Below are 18531 nucleotides of genomic sequence, written 5' to 3'. Positions count from 1 at the left end.
AATCCGCTGAACCCAAGGGGCGCTATTCAGCCATTATTTCACGACATGCCCGGAGCGCCTCGGAAACCCTGTTCTGATCACTCGCGGCCAACGGTAGAAGAGGACGCGGAGGCTGGGCAGCCGACAGCCCTAAAAGGTTCGTTGCCGCATAGGCCACACGGAGACTTCCGAACTCACGGAAAAGAGCCCACATCGGCTCCAGAACCTGTTGATATTGCCTTGCGGTGGAAACGTCGCCTTCCTGTGCCGCCGTCACCATCGCCTTGGCCAGCCTTGGCAGGAAGCCGCCCAGAACGCTGAACCATCCGTCGCATCCGGCCAGAAGCGCTTCGGTTGCAATCCAGTCTCCGCTGTACCCAATGACGAATTTTCCAATCGGACTGTCACGCAACTCCGCCAGTTCCTGCGTGACCATGCCTTCCGCCGGAGCAGGCATTTTCACGGCGACGATGTTGGGAATCTCCGCCAGCCTTTCCAGCAGATTGCGTCCAAAGCTGAAGTGGGTTGTGGTCGGGTTGTTATAGATACAGAGCGGCAGGGAGGTTGCTTCGGCGACAGCGACATAATGCTGAAAGGCTTCTTCCTGTGTCAGGGGCGTGTAGGACACAGGAGCCATCAACAGTCCGTCTGCGCCCTCGGCAGCGGCATCACATGCAAGGTACCGGGCCTCGTCGGTGCGTAGCGTGCCGATCCCCACGATCAGAGGTGTTTTACCGCCGACTGCCTTGATGGCGGCGCTGGTGGCACGGCGTCGTTCGGCGCGGCTCAGATAGGCATAGGTGCCGGTGCTGCCCAGCAGACCGATGGAATCCACGCCGTTGGCCGACAGATGGGCCGTCAGACGCATGACGCCATCCGTATCGACCTCGCCATGTTCGTCGGCAGGGGTAATGGGGAAGGCCGAAAGACCGTGAAAGATCGACATGTCAGACCTCGTTTTCCGATGGAGTCTTCTTCAGATTACGAAGATGTAGCAGGCCCTGAAACCTTCTGCGATCAGGCTGTTTCATCCCGGGATGAGGGGTGTCCACCTGATCACGCGCGGCTCTAAAGGCATCTGCCGCACGATGGCGCGGATGGTTTTGAAGTCGCACGTTCCATGCGGATCGAGCGGTGTTTCCGGCTGGGTGTTCCGCCAGACTGATGGAGTTCCCGGTCGCGCGTCAAGTTCACGCGATGTGGCAGCCAATCAGGAGATACAAAAAATCCGGTTCTCCCGCGAAGGAAAACCGGATCGGATTGTGCGGAGGCGGGGGATGACTCTCCTGCCTCCGGACGCACTGTTCAGAACGGTGCGTCGATATCGACAACGTCAACCAGCTTGTGGTTGACGAATTCCTTGATGCCGAGACCGATCAGTTCACGACCGAAGCCGGAGCGCAGAACGCCGCCGAACGGCAGGTCGGCCTTCACCATCGTCGGATGGTTGATGTAGACCATGCCGGTTTCGATCTGCTCTGCAACACGGACGCCACGGGCTTCGTCTTTCGTAAAGACCGAACCGCCAAGGCCATACGGGCTGTCATTGGCCATGAGGATGGCTTCGGCTTCGTCCTTCACGCGGAAGATCATGGAAACCGGGCCGAAGAACTCCTCACGCATCGCGGGATTGCCGTCCTTCACTTCGCTCAGGATGACCGGACGGAAGAACGCACCGGCATTGGGCATTTCCAGCGGAATCTCTTCCGCTTTCGCGCCGGCGGCGACAGCGCCCTCAACCTGCTTCTTCAGATCGTCGGCAGCTTTCTGGGAAGACAGCGGCGCCAGCGTGGTGGCCGGGTCCATCGGATCGCCCATCTTCAGCTTCGCAACGCCTTCGCGATACTGCTTCATGAATTCGTCATAAACAGCGTCAACGATGATCATGCGCTTGGAAGACACGCAGACCTGACCGGCGTTCCAGTGACGACCGAATACGGCCCATTTCACGGTCTTCTCAAGATCGGCGTCTTCAAGAACGATGAACGCGTCAGCGCCGCCAAGCTCCATCGTACACTTCTTCAGCGCCTTGCCAGCTTCGGCTGCCAGACGGGAGCCTGCACCTTCCGAACCCGTCAGGGCGAGACCGCAGACGCGGTGGTCGGCGAGGATACGGGACACCTGATCATGCGTCGGATACAGGTTCTGGAACGCGCCTTTCGGAAGACCAGCCTCGATCATCAGCTTGTCCATGGCGGCGGCACACTGCGGCACATTGGATGCGTGCTTCAGAACGACCGTGTTACCGGCGGAAAGCTGCGGCGCGATGATGCGGGCGACCTGATAGAACGGGAAGTTCCACGGCTCGACGGCGAGCAGAACGCCCAGCGGCTGGTGGATGATCTTCGCGCGGCCTTCGTCCTTGCTGGCGACCGGCAGTTCCTCGGCAACCAGAAGCTTTTCGGCGTTCTTTGCGTAATATTCGAAGATCGCGGCGGACAGCTCCGTCTCGGCCTTGGCTTCCCCAAAGACCTTACCCATTTCGAGGGTCAGCAGCTTGGAGTATTCGTCGATGTTGGCGCGCAGCAGGTCAGCGGCCTTCTGCATCACTTTCGCGCGTTCCGCAAAAGAAGTCGTGCGCCATGACAGGAACGCAGCGTGAGCGGAATCGAGCGCTGTGTCGATCTCGGCATCCGTCGCGGTCGGGAACACCTTGATTTCTTCGTTGGTGAATGGGTTTACCGTTGCGTAGGCCATTGCCCAGTTCCTTTCTTCTCGCCGTGCAGTGAAGACGCCGCGTCCCTGAAAGAGACGCGGTCGGGCTCAGTTCCGGAAGTCCAGAACGGCGCGTCCATCGATACGGCCGTTCTCCAGATCGTCAAAGATACGGTTGATGTTCTCCAGTTTCTCCGGCTTCACAACCGTATGTACCTTCCCGTCTGCAAAGAAGGACAGCGCCTCGATCATGTCGAGCCGCGTGCCCACAATTGAACCTCGGATTGTCGTTCCGTTCATGACCATATCGAAGATCGATACCGGGAAATCGCCCGGAGGGAGGCCATTGAGAACGATTGTTCCACCTCGACGTGCATAACCCATCGCCTGCGAAAAGGCGATACGGGAAACAGCCGTGACCAGAGCGCCATGGGCTCCGCCCACTTCCTTCTGCACGAAGGCGGCGGGATCAGTGTCCTTTGCGTTAACGGCCAGAGCCGCTCCCAGTTCCTTCGCTGTGGCCAGCTTGTTGTCGTCAATATCAACGGCGATCATGTTCAGACCCATGGCGACGCCGTACTGGATGGCCATCTGACCAAGCCCGCCGACACCCGAAATGGCGACCCAGTCACCGGGCTTCGTGTCGGTCATTTTCAGGCCCTTGTAGACCGTCAGCCCGGCGCACAGAACCGGCGCGATCTGGAGCGGGTCAGCTCCTTTTGGGATATGGGCGACATAGTTCGGATCGGCCACCACATACTCGGCAAAACAGCCGTTCACTGAATAACCGGTATCCTGCTGCTTCTCGCACAGCGTCTCCCACGCTCCAAGACAGTGTTCGCAGTGACCGCATGCGGAGTAGAGCCAGGGGACACCGACATAGTCGCCTTCCCTGATCCAGCTTACATTGCTGCCGACCTGAACGACATGGCCGACGCCCTCGTGACCCGGAATGAAGGACAGGGTCGGTTTGCTCGGCCAGTCGCCCCGCACGGCATGGAGGTCCGTATGACAGACGCCGCATGCGTCCATCTTCACCAGAATCTGGTTGGAGTTGATCTCCGGAATATCCAGTTCCTCAATGGTGAGCGGTTGGCCAAAAGCATGGGCTACAGCCGCTTTCATCTTGCCTGCCATCACACTGTTTCTTTCCTGTAGCGACTGCCGTGGCAGCCCGTTGTCAGTTGGTGCCGAGCGCCTTGAGCGCTTCGACCATCTTGCCCAGAACCGCCTGCGCGTCGCCGAAGACCATCGTCGTGTTGTCGAGGAAGAACAGCGGATTCTGAACGCCCGAATAGCCGGTGCCCTGACCGCGTTTGATGACAAACACCTGCTTCGCCTGATCCGCATTGAGAATGGGCATGCCGTAAATCGGCGAGGACTTGTCGGTGCGAGCGGAGGGATTGACCACGTCGTTCGCGCCGATGATCAGCGCGACATCGGTCGTCCTGAAGCTGTCGTTGATGTCGTCCATGTCGTAGATCATGTCGTAGGGCACACCGGCTTCGGCGAGCAGCACGTTCATGTGTCCCGGCATACGACCGGCGACCGGATGGATCGCGAACTTCACGTCCACGCCAGCGGCCTGAAGCATCTTCACCATCTCGTACAGCTTCTGCTGCGCCTGAGCCACGGCCAGACCGTAGCCCGGAATGATGATCACGCTGGACGCGTAGCGCATCGTGGCGGCGGCGTCGGATGGCTCCGTGGACTTCATCTTGCCTTGCGGACCACCGGCGGCCTCGCCGGAAGACGAGCCGAAATTGCTGAACAGCACGTTGGCGATCGAACGGTTCATCGCCTTGGCCATGAGCAGTGTCAGCAGCGTGCCGGCGGAACCGACCACCATACCGGCGATCATCAGGGCCGGATCGGCCATGACATAGCCTTCAAGACCGACGGCCAGACCCGTGAAAGCATTGTAGAGCGAGATCACCACCGGCATGTCCGCGCCCCCGATCGGCACGGTCATGCAGATGCCGAAGAACAGTGCGGCAACAAAGAAGAGAAGCGAGAAGAAGCGGGGGTCAGGCGCGTCCTGTCCCTGAGTGGTCACTGTCAGCAGAGCCAGACCGAGGATCGTGACGAATACCAGAAGATTGAAAATCTGCTGTCCGGGGAAGCGGATAGGGTTCTTCATGCGCCCGTCCAGCTTGGCCCACGCGACCAGTGAGCCGGTCAGCGAGATACAGCCGATCAGTCCGCCGAGAGCCGTCACGCCGAGATGCAGGCAATCCGTCTCGTCATGACGCATGAGCGCGAGCGCCGAAATGGCGGCAGCGGAACCACCGCCCATTCCGTTGAACAGGGCCACCATCTGCGGCATGGCCGTCATGGCGACGGTTTTGCCTTTCCAGCCTGCCCATGCTCCGCCAAGCAGCAGCGCGAGCACCGCAAGTCCGAGATTGACGGGCAGGTGCGGCAGCACTTCGTCAGGGACGTTGAACGCCTGAAGAAAGGCGATGGCGACGACAAAAGCCATGCCCCAGCCTGCGATGACGATGCCGCGCACCGCCGTCACAGGAGAGGACATGCCCTTGAGGCCATAGATAAACAGTCCGGAAGCGACAAGACCGCTCAGGCCGATGATATAATCAATAGCGCTCATGGCTCAGGCCTTTCCGTCCTGTGCTTTCTGCTCAGGCTTCTGTGTGCTTGGCTTGAACATGGCCAGCATCCGGTCCGTGACGACATAACCACCCATCACGTTGCCTGCCCCGAACATCACGCCGATGAAACCGATGGCCTGTTCGGGGATATTCGTGGCGGACAGCAGCACGCTGAGAGCGCCGACGACGACAATGCCGTGGATGAAGTTGGAGCCTGACATCAGCGGCGTGTGCAGGATCGAAGGCACGCGGCTGATGACGACATATCCGGTGAAGGCCGCCAGCATGAAAATATAAAGCGCTATGATGAAAGTCATGGATGTCACTGGCATTGGATTACCCTTTCGATCCCGTGGTCGGCGTCGTGCCGGGAGCCGGTGTCGAAGCGGGGACAGGCCCCTCGACCGCTTCACGCACACCGTCGTTGGTGATCTGTCCGTCGTGTGTGACGAGTGTCTTGGCGATCACCTCGTCCGTCATGTCGAGAGACAGTTTTCCGTCCTTGATGATCTGCTGAAGCAGATTCAGAATGTTTTTTGAATAGAGCTCGCTGGCCTGCTCGGAGAGGCAGGAGGGCAGATTCACCGGACCGACAAGAAGAGCGGGACCGACCTGAACCGTCTGACCGGCGATAGTCCCTTCACAGTTGCCGCCGCCTTCCGCACCCATGTCGATGATGACGGAGCCGGGTTTCATTTTCGAAATCTGCTCGGCGTCGATCAGGCGTGGCGCTTTCCGGCCCGGCACGGCGGCCGTGGTGACGATCAGATCGGCGTGCGCGATATGATCGGACAGGACGCTTCTGACCTTCGCCTTCTCGTCTTCCGTCAACTCGCGGGCGTAACCCCCCTGACCGGTGGCATCCACCCCCGTCTCGACGAACTTCGCACCAAGCGAGTGCGCTTCTTCTTTCGTCTCGGGCCGGACGTCATAGCCTTCGGTCACAGCACCCAGACGGCCTGCTGTGGCCAGAGCCTGCAAGCCCGCGACGCCGAGCCCCATCACCAGCACCTGAGCGGCTCGCAGGGAGCCGACGGCGGTGGTCATCATGGGAAGAATCTTCGGCATGTGAACGGTGCCGAGCAGGACGGCGTAATACCCGGCCAGCGTGGCCTGACTGGAGAGCGCGTCCATGGCCTGCGCCCGGCTGATACGGGGAATCTGCTCCATGGCGAAGCAGGTGATCTTCTGCGCCAGCAACGCCTTGACCACATCCGGATGATTGCGCCCGTAGATGAAGGATATCAGGATCGAGCCGGGTCGCATCTGGGCGATCATGTCCGGGGCGGGTGGATTGACGGCAAGGACGATGTCGGCGTTGGCGAGCAGGGCGCCGACATCGCTCTGTATCGTCGTGTCCGTGTAGGTTGCATCAGGATAGAAGGAAGAAGCACCGGCCCCGGCTTCGAGTGCTGTAGTGCAGCCCAGATGCTGAAGACGCTGGGCCACCAGAGGAATGAGCGCAACACGTCGCTCACCCTGCTCTCTCTCCCTGATCGCAGCGATGTTAAGGCTCATTGATCAATATCCATTTTCTGGAATTGGCGTTCCGGATTCACAGACCTCCCTCAGGAGGGAGGGGCTCGCGTAGCGCCCACTCGGTATTGATGATTATTTCATGATGAAAAAAACGATGTCCTTGACGTGCATCAATTGTATTGAAATGGTCATTTCCGGTTGGAGAATTTTCTGAAAAAGACCCGGATATGTGAAAATTTCCTGATCCTGCTTGTGGAGCATTGCAGGATTGCGCTTCTGGACCGGGAACCGGAGGCGGGAGGCGTCGTGTTGTCGCCCAGTGGAGACCGAAGTCTTTTTACGGCGTCAGCTCCGGCGTGAGGGGGAAGTCAGCCCGGCAACTTTTCAGGGCAGAAACAGCGAGACGATCAGACAGAAAACCAGTCCGCACACAGCAATCAGCGTCTCCAGAACCGACCATGTCTTGAGCGTCTGCGGCACCGTCAGACCCAGATATTCCTTGATCTGCCAGAAACCGGCGTCATTCATCGGGCCAAGCGCCACGGAACCGGCGCCCGTCACCAGAACCATCAGTTCGGGAGACATGGATGGCGCGTGGCTGAGAATAGGCGCGACCACGCCAGAAGCCGTGGCCATGGCGACGGTCGCGGAGCCGCAGGCCACACGGACGATCACCGCCAATAGCCACGCCAGAACCAGCAGCGGCATGTGAGCCCCCAGAGCCGCGTGAGTGATCGCGTCCGATATGCCGCTATCGATGAGAACCTTTCCAAAACCGCCACCTGCTCCGACAAGAATCATGATCAGGGCTGTCGGTCCAAGACATTCCGTTGAGAAACGAAGAATGGTCTCTCGTGAAAAACCGCGAGCCAGACCAAGAACGTAAAAGGAGAGGATGGTCGCCAGAGTCAGGGCGATGACCGTATTGCCGAGAAAATGCAGGCTGACATTCAGGGGGGTACGCGGAGCCGCGATGAAATCCGCACAGGAGCCCAGAAGCATCAGAATGACCGGTGAAAGAATGGTCAGCAGCGTTACGCCGAAGCCCGGCATGTTGTCAGGAGGCTCGGTGCTGACAAACTGCGCGGCCAGCGGATTTTCTTCGAGCAGAGGCACACGGCTGGCTGCGAAGCGTCCGAAAAGCGGCCCGGCAATGATGGCGGTGGGAATACCGACAAGCAGCCCGTAGAAAATGGTTTTGCCGATATTGGCGTGATAGGCGCTGACGGCGAGCAGGGCCGCCGGATGAGGCGGAATCAGGGCGTGTGTTACGGAAAGGGCAGCCCCCATCGGCAGCGCGATCCGCAGAAGCGGGGTGTTGGTCCGTGCCGCCAGCACAAAGGCGATCGGGATCAGCAGCACGAAGCCGATTTCAAAGAAGACAGGCAGCCCGACCAGCAGGCCGATGACCATCATCGCCCAGTCCGCATGCCTGCGACCCGCTCGTCGGGAGATCGTCAGGGCAATCTGATCCGCACCGCCTGACTCGGTCAGCATTTTCCCCAGCATGGTGCCAAGGGCGATGACGGTTCCCACATGCCCGAGCACGTGACCTGCTCCATTTTCGAATGATCCGACCACCTTGTCGGCCGGCATCCCCGCGATCAGCGCAATGACAATCGAAGTGACGAACAGCACGATGAAGGGGTTTAGGCGGAAGCGGGCAATCAGCAGGACAATACTGAAAATCGCTCCGGTGGTCAGGGAAACAGCGAAGAGTGGACTCATTGTTCTTGTTATTTCCGATTATGAGACTTTTGGTCTTCACGGGTTCATCTTTTGGATACCATTCCTGTTCTGTGTTGCAAAACGGCGGGAGAAAGAGACGGCAAAAAGGTTTTCCAGAAAGACGGTGTTTCCCGGCTGTCTGCGTCAGGCCTTCAGCACCTTCGCCACGTGCTGCGGAGAGGCGTTTGCGCGATCATTCAGTGAATCGCTGATTTTCCACAAAAGCCGTGTTCGTCTCGGTTTTAAGGCTCTCTACAGTCGCTTTGGTGGCTGCACGGGGCGCACAGTCCGGTGGTATGATGGTGGTTCATTTTCTGCTGATGCAGACCCAGTCGTTTACAAGGGTGATTGATCTGCCAGAATAACGACGGTCTGTTCGCAAGGTTTAACAGTGTCAGCAGACGCTGATGATATGCTCGCAATCCTGAGTGTGTTTTTCGGATGGCTTTTGGAAAAATGCAGCATTCCAGAGCGTATATCATCCTGACACAAAAAAGCTCCAGTCCGATCGAATGATCAGTCTGGAGCCTTGATGGTGTTCAGAAGACCGCTTCCCCAGAAGGAAAACAGTCAGCCTCTCAGGGCGTCGCCAGAAAGCGGCGCAGGCCAAAGCCTGTCGGCTTTTCGTCGAGAACCGGCGAGGGTTGGGTGGCAATCGTGAAATGGTGCAGCGCCCGCTCCCACGCAGCCATATCGGTGTTTCCCGACACTTCCACGGTATTCACGCCGCAGCGGATCAGGAATTCATACTGATCCGGAAGAATGTGCCCCGATGCACGGACTTCACCCGTAAAATGCAGATGTTCCCGAAGAGCGCGGGCCTGACTGAACGCCCGGCCATCCCGGAAAATCGGGAAGGTGACGACAATGACAGCCAGTTTCGGCAGCGCTTCTTTAAGGACAGAAACGGACTCGCTGTTTGGCAGTATCACACCAAGCCGCCCTTCTGCGCGGCCAAGCCCCTCGCTCAGCCTGTCGAAAGGCACGATGACGTCCCCTGCGCCAAGCGCCTCGCCTTCGACAGCGTAGCGCCATGTGTCCTCGACCGGATGGCCATTCTCAAGCAGGGGCATAAACAACATCCTTGAAGGCAGCGGTGCCGACGCGGCGATAGGTATCAAGAAACCGCTCGCCGTTTTCGCGGCGCACGAGATAGAGATCAATCAGCCTTGCAACGGCATCTACCGTTTCATCCTCAGCCATGGCCGGGCCGAGAATCTGGCCGATGGACGCATCTTCCTCGCCCGATCCACCGAGCGTGATCTGGAACGCTTCCTGTCCGCGCTTGTCCACGCCAAGGATACCCAGATGCGCGGCATGGTGATGACCGCAGGCGTTGATGCAGCCCGAGATATTGATCCGCAGATCGCCAATCTCGCGCTGAAGTTCCAGATCGGCGAAGCGGGAGCTGAGCTTCTGCGCGATGGGGATCGAGCGTGCATTGGCCAGAGCGCAATAATCGAGACCGGGGCAGGCGACGATATCGGTGATGAAATTCACGTTCGCCGTGCCAAGACCCGCCTGCGACAGACGCTGCCAGACCGTGTGCAGCTGGTCCTGCCGGACATGGCCCAGAACCACGTTCTGGAGATGGGTTACACGCAGTTCGCCAAAGCTGAATTCGTCAGCAAGGTCGGCCAGCAGGTCAAGCTGCTCCGCCGTCGCATCGCCCGGAATGCCGCCCGCCGGTTTCAGTGAGACGACAAGCGAGATATAGCCCGGAGCCTTGTGCTCGTGCGTGTTCGTGCGGACCCATGCGTCGAACCTCACATCCCGACGACGGTCCTCTGCCAGCACGGCGGCGGCGTTGCCTTCCGGAGCGAAGTCCGGGGCGCCGAAACGGGCCTTGATCGCTTCCACAAGCGCAGGCTCGATCCGGTAACGCGCCCGGTCCATGGCTGCGAATTCTTCCTCGACCTGCCGACGGAATTCATCTGTGCCAAGGGCCTGCACGAGGATCTTGATCCGCGCCTTGTAGATATTGTCCCGACGTCCGTGGGCGTTATAGACGCGCAGGATTGCTTCCATATAGGCGAGCAGATCTTCTTCCGGCAGGTCGTCACGCAGGCTGACACCGACCAGCGGCGTGCGGCCCAGTCCACCACCGACGAACACCTCGAAAACAGGACGTCCATGCGGGCCGGGACGGGCGATCAGACCGATATCGTGGAAGCGTGCGACAACGCGGTCATGCGGACTGCCGGAAATGGCGAATTTGAACTTGCGCGGCAGGAAGGTGAATTCCGGGTGCAGTGTGGACCACTGACGCAGGATTTCCGCATGGACGCGAGGGTCGAGCAGTTCGTCCTTCGCAGCGCCAGCAAACTCGTCCGATGTGATGTTGCGGATGCAGTTGCCACTGGTCTGGATGGCGTGCATGTCGGCTTCCGCCAGCACTTCCAGCGCAGCCACAGTGTCTTCCAGCTTGATCCAGTTGAACTGGATATTCTGGCGCGTGGTGAAATGGCCGTAGCCCTTGTCGAACTCGCGGGCGATGCGGGCGAGGGCGCGGACCTGCTTGCTGCCCAGCGTGCCATAGGGCACGGCCACGCGCAGCATGTAGGCGTGAAGCTGCAGATACAGCCCGTTCATCAGACGCAGCGGCTTGAATTCTTCTTCGGTCAGATCACCGGCGATGCGGCGATTGACCTGATCGCGGAACTGCTCGATCCGCTCACGCAGGAAGGTGCGATCGACCTGATCGTAACCGTAACGGCCGACCGGCAGCACGGCGGGAGCAGCTTCAGCGCGTGTCATGGTTTCTGTTGACATGGCGCACCTCTCAGAGTGGGGAGAATTCGGGGTGAACGGAAGGGCCGAAAGCGCGGATACGCTCACGGGACGTCACGGGAACGATCCTGCCGTCAGGAGAGTCCTGAACCTGAACACCGTAGATGCCGACCAGACCCAGCTCCTGAGCCTTGCCCTGCAATGAAGAGAGAAGGCCTTCTACTTCCGTGTTGGAAACCGGTGTGGATTCAGTGATGCGTTCTTTCCACGAGCCATCCGCAGCCCGCCAGACAGTAATGCCGTCCAGCAACCGGTTGGCGGTGATGACGCTCTGCCCGTCTGCATCGCGTCTGTTGCTTCTGATATCCACCACGTCGAAATAATTCCCCTGAACAGGCGTTCCGGCTGGTGCCGGGGCCAATCAACTACGCTTTTGCGTCCCTCGTGACAACAGAAAAGCTGTAATCACGCTTTTAATCTGTTGAATTTCACGCGGCGGCGGCGTGTCGATCACTTTTCACACTCAGCAGCGCCCCGTCCCGGAACAGACGGGCCGCTTCAATATGCAGTTTGACGCCGGAAGGGACAACCGGTTCGCTACCTGAGCCGAGAACCTCCACAATCCGTCCGTTCAGATCAACGGCCAAACGGGATAATCCATAGCGCGAGCCGATACGACGGACCGGTGCGCCGCTGGCGTCTGCGGTCAGTCGGACTTCATGCGGTCTGATCAGCGCGACAGCGGGGCCGTCTTCCTCGATCGTGACCGGGAAAGGCACGACGTGCGTCGTCTCGGGCAGGAACAGGCCACCGGAGACGGTTCCGCGGAAGGTGAGCGTCTCTCCCAGAAACTCCATGACGAACGGGGTGGCAGGGTGGGCCTCAAGCTCTCCCGCATCCGCATCCTGCACGATCCTGCCATCCTGCATCACGACCAGCCTGTCAGCGACATCCAGCGCTTCCTCCTGATCGTGGGTGACAAGAATGGTTGTGAGACCCAGCCGGTCATGCAGCGAGCGAAGCCACTCACGCACCGCCCGACGAACAACCGGATCAAGCGCGCCGAAGGGTTCATCCAGCAACAGATGCTTAGGGTTTGTCGCCAGAGCGCGGGCGAGGGCCACGCGCTGCCGCTGCCCGCCGGACAGGCGTTGCGGATAGGCGTTGCCGAGGTTGGGAAGCTGGATCAGTTCCAGCAATTCTTTCACCCGGCCTTCGATCTCGGCTTTGCTCGGACGGTCCCGTCCCGGCAGAACGTCGAGGCCGAAGGAGATGTTCTTCGCCACGGTCATGTGCTGGAACAGGGCGTAGTTCTGGAACACAAACCCGACATTGCGCTCACGGGGCGTCAGTTCGGCGGAGTCCCGTCCGTCGATCGTCAGCAGTCCCGATGAATGCGGGTCCAGCCCGGCGATGGAGCGCAGCAGGGTGGTTTTGCCCGCGCCGGATGGTCCGACCAGCGCCACGAACGAACCATCCGGAATATCGACGGAGACGCGGTCAAGCAGGATACGGTCCGGGTTGCCCGGTGCGCGGCGGATGAGTTTTTCGATGTGTACGCTCATGATCCGGCATCTCCAGCCAGCGCGGCACGTCGTGCCCGGTTTTCAAAAAAAGCCCTGAAACCCACCGTCGTCATGGCCATGATGGCCAGAAGCGCCGCCATGGAGAACGCTGCGACCGACTGGTAGCCATTATAGAGCGTTTCGATGTGCAGCGGCATTGTTTCCGTCATGCCCGGAATATGACCGGACACGACGGACACCGCACCGAATTCGCCCATGGCGCGGGCTGTGGTGAGGAGCACCCCAGACAGCAATGCCCACCGCGCATCGGGTAGGGTGACGCGCCAGAGGATCTGCCAGAAGGATGCGCCCAGCAGCGTGGCCGCGTCTTCCGCGTCCCGACCCTGCTGTTCCATCAGAGGCAGGATCGTGCGCGTGACGTAAGGGAAGGTCACGAACAGCGTGGCGAGCAGGATGCCCGCCGGAGCAAACGCGATGTGGATGTTGTAACGCTCCAGTGCGGCGCCCCACCAGCCTTGCGAGCCGAACAGCAGCAGCCACACCAGACCGGCAACCACAGGAGACACGCTGATCGGGATTTCGATCAGGGCCACCAGTGCTCCCCGCAATGGAAAACGGTATTTCGAGATCAGCCACGCCGCCAGAACGCCGAACACGGAGTTGATGACGACGGACAGGACCGTCATCTCGACCGTCAGTCTGATGGCGGAAATGGCGTCCGGGTCGGCCAGAGATTGCAGGGCTGTGGGAAGTCCATCGCGCAGGGCTTCGGAGAGAACCAGAAGCGGCGGCAGGATGAGAACGACGGCGACAATGAGCCATGTGGCGACAACCAGCGACCAGCGGGTGAGAGCGCTCATCAGTTCACTCCCGAGATCAGGCCGCGCGCCACGCGCCGACGCAGCATGGCGACACTGGCAAGGCAGAGCATGGAGGCGACAAGCAGGATGAAGGCGATGGAGGTCGCGCCCGCGTAGTCGAACTCCTGAAGGCGGACGACCACCAGCAGGGGAGCGATTTCGGTTCTGAAAGGCTGGTTCCCGGCGATGAAAATGACCGAACCATATTCACCGATGCCGCGTGCGAAGGCCAGACCGAAGCCGCTGACCGTGGCCGGAAGCAGCGAGGGCAGCACCACGCGCCACACGGTCTGCCACGAGCTTGCACCCAGCAGTCCTGCGGCCTCTTCCTGTTCCGGTGGCAGGCCGCGCAGGACCGGCTCAACACTGCGAACGATAAACGGCAGGCCGACAAACATCAGCGCCACGACAATCCCGGCGGTCGAGTAGGCGATGCTGATCCCGAGATGCGCCAGCGGCTTGCCGAGCCAGCCCTGCGGCCCATACAGCGTCGCCAGTGTGATGCCCGTCACGGCGGTCGGAATGGCGAACGGCAGATCAATCAGCGCATCCACGATCCGCCGTCCGGGCAGACGCACCCGCACGAGTGTCCAGGTCAGCAGCAGGCCAACCGGCACATTGATCAGGGCGGCGAGAAAGGCGGTCAGAAAGCTGACGCGCAACGCTGCGAACATGCGACCGTCATGAAGAGCCGTCGTCATGGCGCTGAGCCCCTCCTGCCACGGACGCAGGACAAGAGCGGCAAGGGGCAGCGCTACGATCAGTCCGATCCAGAGCAGTGTGGAGAACAGCGCCAGCCGGAAGCCGGGCAGAGGGTCGCGGGTGCGGTTGCGCAAGGAAAGGGTTGCCTCAGCCATGCTGCGTGTAAATCTGGTCGAAGATTCCTCCCGCAGCGAAGTGCTTTTTCTGAACGGCGGCCCAGCCGCCGAGGCTGGCGATATCGAAGGTTTTCACTTTCGGGAACTGTCCCGCGTGGAGGCGCGCCACCGCGCTGTCAGTAGGGCGGAAATAGTGTGTTGCCGCAATATCCTGCGCTCTGGAGGAGTAGAGAAACTCCAGATAGTGCTGGGCGATGGCGGTCGTGCCGTGTGTCCGGGCATTATGGTCGACGAGTGCGACCGGAGGTTCGGCCAGAACCGAGAGGGACGGCACAACAATATCGAACCGGTCAGGTCCGAGTTCATGCGCGGCCAGCAGGGCCTCGTTTTCCCATGCGATCAGAACGTCGCCGAGATCGCGCTGCACGAAACTGTTGGTCGCTCCACGTGCGCCTGCGTCAAGCACAGGCACATGCTGGAATAGCGCCTGAATATAGGCGCGGGCCGCAGCCTCCGTCCCACCAGTCTGGTGCAGCGCCCAGCCCCATGCCGCGAGATAATTCCACCGTGCCCCGCCGGAGGTTTTCGGGTTGGGTGTGACGACCTTAACGTTGTCTTTCACCAGATCCGCCCAGTCGTGAATGGCCTTGGGATTTCCCTTTCGCACCAGAAAGACGATTGTGCTGGTGAATGGCGTGGAATTATGCGGCAGACGTTTCTGCCAGTCCGTCGCCACGAGACCTTTCTGGGCCAGCATGTCGATATCGCGCGCCAGACCGAGTGAGACGATATCGGCGGGAGCGCCTTCCAGCACGGCTCGGGCCTGAGCCCCCGATCCTCCATTGGATGTGCGGACCGTTACGGATGACCCGCTGCTGTTCTTCTCATTTTCAGAAAACGCCGCGTTGATCCCATGATAAAGCTCCCGCGTCGGATCGTAGGAAACGTTGAGCAGTGTCGTGGCCGCAAGGGCAGTGGTGCCCCGCAGAAATGCGGCTGAGCCTGCGCAGGCCAGTCCCCCGAGAAGAAGGGCGCGCCGGGGAAGGGCGGAAAGGACGTCTGACGGCATGACAGGCACTCGGTCGTTCTATATTACGGCACTTGATCGTTGTAATATGGGTTCACACATAAGAGGTTGCTGGCATTTAAGCAAGTTGATGAGGTAATGAAATTATACACTATATAAAAATGTTATTTATTGATCGGCGCAAGGGGCACTGGCGAAGCCTGCTGAGTGTCCCGAAATGGTGTCTGTAAGTGTCTGGCTGAAAGTGAGGCGAGTAGATTGCAGCATGTTATGATTCATGGGTTTTGCGAGAACCTGATGAGATCAAGGCAATCTGGCGTATGTGGTAAGCGATCTACGCGATGGGGAATGCGCGCTGTTGCCCGTGAGAGACGATTGGAAGCCGCGAGCCATGTTCCCGTCATCCCACGCGTTGCTGATGATCGTTCGTATCAGCAGAGTTCTACGTGAAATCAATCAGACTGACCTCGGATTCAGGCTCTAAAATAGATATTTATTATTAATAAAACTCTATTTATCTATATAAAGGTCGTCGTATTGCTTTATTTTTTCTATCATTTTCTTGTTGTTTTTGTATTTTATCTTTATTTTATTTGAATTTATTTTTACGTAATGGCAATATGTTCTGGAATCTTTTTCCATTTGTTTGCGTGTGTCTGCTGGAAGTGAGGAATCATATTCTTCACTGATAAACTGACATTCTTTTGCAGCATTGAGAAATTGATCAACATCTGATGGAGATGCTGTAGCGTAACCACTTAACAACCACCAAATGCATAAAACCGAGGAGCATGTTTTTTTCATTTTTACCACCCACCAACCGACCAGTGTGGTTTATCTTTTGTGCCGCCGTGGAACTTAATAACACCATAAGAACGACCTATTTCATGGAGATCACTGTTCATTCCTGTTTTTGGATTTGACGTTATTGTAATTTTCTCACCAGATTGATTTTTTATTATCAGATTTCCGTTCTGGTCATATGCCTTCCGGTTGCTTTAAGAGCAGGAGCAACGTTCAATTCTGTGATGCCAAAGGCATGAGCCATAATAGTCGCTCTGGCAATATCCTCTTTTTCGTTGCCGGTATTCCAGATAATATCTACGCCTTCCATAGGAGGGACTTCTGAGGGAGTGCATTGTTGTTTAAATATTTTCCATGACCAGTGCATCATATAAGCCCGTTCAGGTGGGCGATAAGTGTTGGTGACAGTTACTTTTGCTCCAGCTTCTTCTAATGATGATATAAAAGAAGCAACATATTCACGAAAAGGAGAGGATATATCATTAACAGATTTGCTGGCTTGGAATTTTGTAGTCCATACAGCGCCGATAATTTCGGGAATTTATTTTCCTTACTTTAAGATATTTCTGTATAAGTGACTTCATATTATATATGAATTATATTGGTTTTATCTCTTTCAATCCATCGTGGGTTCTTAATTATCTGGCGATAACCAATGCATATTAAGGCGTATGGGGATTTGCAAGAAGCTTGAGATATGATTCAGACTTTCAGTTTATCGTGAACAGATAGGTCAGAGTAACTGGCAGGTCAGAAGGGTCGGTGCTGACCTGCTTTGTGATGGTCACGCTATCGGTCCCATGGAAATCAGGATTGGAGCGATATTGCAGGACAGAGCCCCTGACGGGGATGGTGTTGCATTTCGTCAGGGGGCCAACAGCATGGTGGGCCACGCCGGTTGCGGACGTGCTCATTCTTAATGCGCCATGAACCGGACCTTTGACCAGTCTGATCGCGGGGACATAGCGTGCCGAGCAGTCCATATTGAGGGCCGAGTAAAATACCGAGACGATTTTACCCGCCTGCACGCTGATTGTCTGCTGGCTGGCCTGCGATGCCGCATGGCCCTGCCAGACGACACGATTATCATACGCATAGAGATGGCAGTTTCCTGAGGCTTTGCCGCAGGCTGACAGAGCGGAGGCGATGGGGTCGGCTGAGTGTGCTCCCACACTTTCCGCGTCGTCGCCCACAACAAACGCTCTCGGCGTCTCCTGCGCCAGAAAGGCCTGATAAGCCTTGCGCATCATGTCGTTTCGGGCGGGCAATCTGCTGAAATCGTTCAGTTCCGCATAGCCGGAAGCTGGAGGGGGAAGGGCTGGAAGATAATCGGCTATGACAACCCTGTAGGGGAGCCCTGCCTGTTCGAGCATCGCATCCGCCTGAGCCATCCACGGCCTGAGGCCGTCAGGATCATTCAGAAGGGAGTGGGAATCATTGAGAAAGGGAGGAACATCGACCAGTTCCGCCCGGGGATTCTTCTCCTTGTAGGCGGCGTATCTTGCTTTCCACGCTTCTGTGGTCGCCAGAGAATCATTCTCGCCCTGTACCCATAAGGTCGGCAAACGGGTTTCGGCCCCAAACTCACTCGCACCGGCCAGCAGCCTGTCACCGTCATTGTGGCAGCTCGAAATCTGCATCAGGGGAAAGAACAGGAACTGCGCCCTTGTCCCGGGAAGCGGCATTGTCCCCATGGCCATCTGCACCCAGCCGCCAAAACTGACGCCAGCGGTGACAATCCGCGAGGCGTCAATGTCCGGAAGCTGGAGAATGGAGGCTGACACATAACGGATATCGTCGGCATTACGGCGGGCGGTCGTGGTGACCTCACATCCATCAGAGATCAGGTGGCCTTCCGAACCTGCAAATCCTCGTGGCATGGGGCGCAGGACCGCATAACCGCGCGCAAGAAAATATCCGCTGAGATAGCTGTAGCGATCGCGTGGTCCGTGATTGGAAGACGAAATATGGGAAGCGCCGCCACTGACAATGGCAAGAGGAAACGGGGCGGTTGTGTGAGGCAGAAGCAGGGTGGCTTCAAGAATGGTGCCGTCTCTGGCTGGCAGACGAAAGAACTGTTCCGAAAAAGCCTTATGGTGCTCTGACAGTGTTGTCTCTGTCTCGGATAGCGGTGCAATGGGGGCCGCGTGCAGGGCGGACACCGTGAAAGACATCGCTGCGGTGATGGCAAGGGATGAAACGACATAACGATGCATCAGGAGACGTCCTTGTTGAACCTGCCCGGATTACACCAGTTGAAATGACTGGCAAGGCACAACAAGACAGACCTGATCACCGGCGGTAAGGAACGCCCGT

At 58.3% G+C, this 18531-nt stretch carries 17 protein-coding genes; all 17 read right to left on the bottom strand.

Annotation, left to right across the window (positions count from 1 at the left end):
• Positions 1–22 precede the first annotated feature (22 nt).
• The 17 genes from LKE90_RS06095 to LKE90_RS06015 all read right to left on the bottom strand — a co-directional run bounded on the left by LKE90_RS06095 (position 23) and on the right by LKE90_RS06015 (position 18431).
• Positions 23–925 (bottom strand): dihydrodipicolinate synthase family protein, encoded by a 903-nt coding sequence (locus LKE90_RS06095; RefSeq protein WP_291492468.1) that lies wholly within the window; start codon positions 923–925, stop codon positions 23–25.
• Between the two features lie 359 nt (positions 926–1284).
• On the bottom strand, positions 1285–2676 hold the full coding sequence (locus tag LKE90_RS06090) for an NAD-dependent succinate-semialdehyde dehydrogenase (RefSeq protein ID WP_291492466.1): 1392 nt from the start codon (positions 2674–2676) through the stop codon (positions 1285–1287).
• Between the two features lie 66 nt (positions 2677–2742).
• Complete coding sequence (gene adhP / locus LKE90_RS06085; protein WP_291492464.1) at positions 2743–3771, bottom strand: alcohol dehydrogenase AdhP; 1029 nt, start codon at positions 3769–3771, stop codon at positions 2743–2745.
• 43 nt (positions 3772–3814) lie between these two features.
• Positions 3815–5242 (bottom strand): NAD(P)(+) transhydrogenase (Re/Si-specific) subunit beta, encoded by a 1428-nt coding sequence (locus tag LKE90_RS06080; RefSeq protein WP_291492462.1) that lies wholly within the window; start codon positions 5240–5242, stop codon positions 3815–3817.
• Positions 5243–5245: 3 nt separating this feature from the next.
• Entirely contained in the window at positions 5246–5575 is a 330-nt protein-coding gene (locus LKE90_RS06075) for an NAD(P) transhydrogenase subunit alpha (RefSeq protein ID WP_291492460.1), read from the bottom strand.
• Between the two features lie 4 nt (positions 5576–5579).
• On the bottom strand, positions 5580–6761 hold the full coding sequence (locus LKE90_RS06070) for an NAD(P) transhydrogenase subunit alpha (RefSeq protein ID WP_291492459.1): 1182 nt from the start codon (positions 6759–6761) through the stop codon (positions 5580–5582).
• Positions 6762–7106: 345 nt separating this feature from the next.
• Positions 7107–8450: a GntT/GntP/DsdX family permease gene (locus tag LKE90_RS06065; RefSeq protein ID WP_291492456.1), complete on the bottom strand. Its 1344-nt coding sequence runs from the start codon at positions 8448–8450 to the stop codon at positions 7107–7109.
• A gap of 578 nt (positions 8451–9028) precedes the next feature.
• On the bottom strand, positions 9029–9523 hold the full coding sequence (locus tag LKE90_RS06060) for a DUF934 domain-containing protein (protein ID WP_291492455.1): 495 nt from the start codon (positions 9521–9523) through the stop codon (positions 9029–9031).
• Positions 9510–11222: a nitrite/sulfite reductase gene (locus LKE90_RS06055; protein WP_291492453.1), complete on the bottom strand. Its 1713-nt coding sequence runs from the start codon at positions 11220–11222 to the stop codon at positions 9510–9512. Before LKE90_RS06055 ends, LKE90_RS06060 begins: the two co-directional genes overlap by 14 nt.
• A gap of 10 nt (positions 11223–11232) precedes the next feature.
• On the bottom strand, positions 11233–11550 hold the full coding sequence (locus LKE90_RS06050) for a DUF2849 domain-containing protein (RefSeq protein ID WP_291492736.1): 318 nt from the start codon (positions 11548–11550) through the stop codon (positions 11233–11235).
• A gap of 118 nt (positions 11551–11668) precedes the next feature.
• Complete coding sequence (locus LKE90_RS06045) at positions 11669–12745, bottom strand: sulfate/molybdate ABC transporter ATP-binding protein (protein ID WP_291492452.1); 1077 nt, start codon at positions 12743–12745, stop codon at positions 11669–11671.
• Entirely contained in the window at positions 12742–13566 is an 825-nt protein-coding gene (locus LKE90_RS06040; RefSeq protein ID WP_291492450.1) for a sulfate ABC transporter permease, read from the bottom strand. Before LKE90_RS06040 ends, LKE90_RS06045 begins: the two co-directional genes overlap by 4 nt.
• Positions 13566–14423 carry a sulfate ABC transporter permease subunit CysT gene (gene cysT / locus LKE90_RS06035; protein WP_291492448.1) on the bottom strand — a complete coding sequence of 286 codons (858 nt, stop codon included), beginning with the start codon at positions 14421–14423 and terminating at the stop codon, positions 13566–13568. Before cysT ends, LKE90_RS06040 begins: the two co-directional genes overlap by 1 nt.
• Positions 14416–15453: a sulfate ABC transporter substrate-binding protein gene (locus LKE90_RS06030; protein ID WP_291492446.1), complete on the bottom strand. Its 1038-nt coding sequence runs from the start codon at positions 15451–15453 to the stop codon at positions 14416–14418. Before LKE90_RS06030 ends, cysT begins: the two co-directional genes overlap by 8 nt.
• Positions 15454–15921: 468 nt before the next feature.
• Positions 15922–16215: a hypothetical protein gene (locus LKE90_RS06025; RefSeq protein WP_291492445.1), complete on the bottom strand. Its 294-nt coding sequence runs from the start codon at positions 16213–16215 to the stop codon at positions 15922–15924.
• 157 nt (positions 16216–16372) lie between these two features.
• Complete coding sequence (locus LKE90_RS06020) at positions 16373–16525, bottom strand: hypothetical protein (protein WP_291492443.1); 153 nt, start codon at positions 16523–16525, stop codon at positions 16373–16375.
• Between the two features lie 400 nt (positions 16526–16925).
• Positions 16926–18431: an alpha/beta hydrolase family protein gene (locus LKE90_RS06015; protein WP_291492441.1), complete on the bottom strand. Its 1506-nt coding sequence runs from the start codon at positions 18429–18431 to the stop codon at positions 16926–16928.
• Positions 18432–18531: the final 100 nt, after the last annotated feature.

This window comes from Acetobacter sp. (assembly GCF_022483985.1).
GTDB lineage: Bacteria > Pseudomonadota > Alphaproteobacteria > Acetobacterales > Acetobacteraceae > Acetobacter.
The sequence above is the reverse complement of the archived record's forward strand: the minus strand, read 5'-3'. Positions and strand labels throughout refer to the sequence as shown.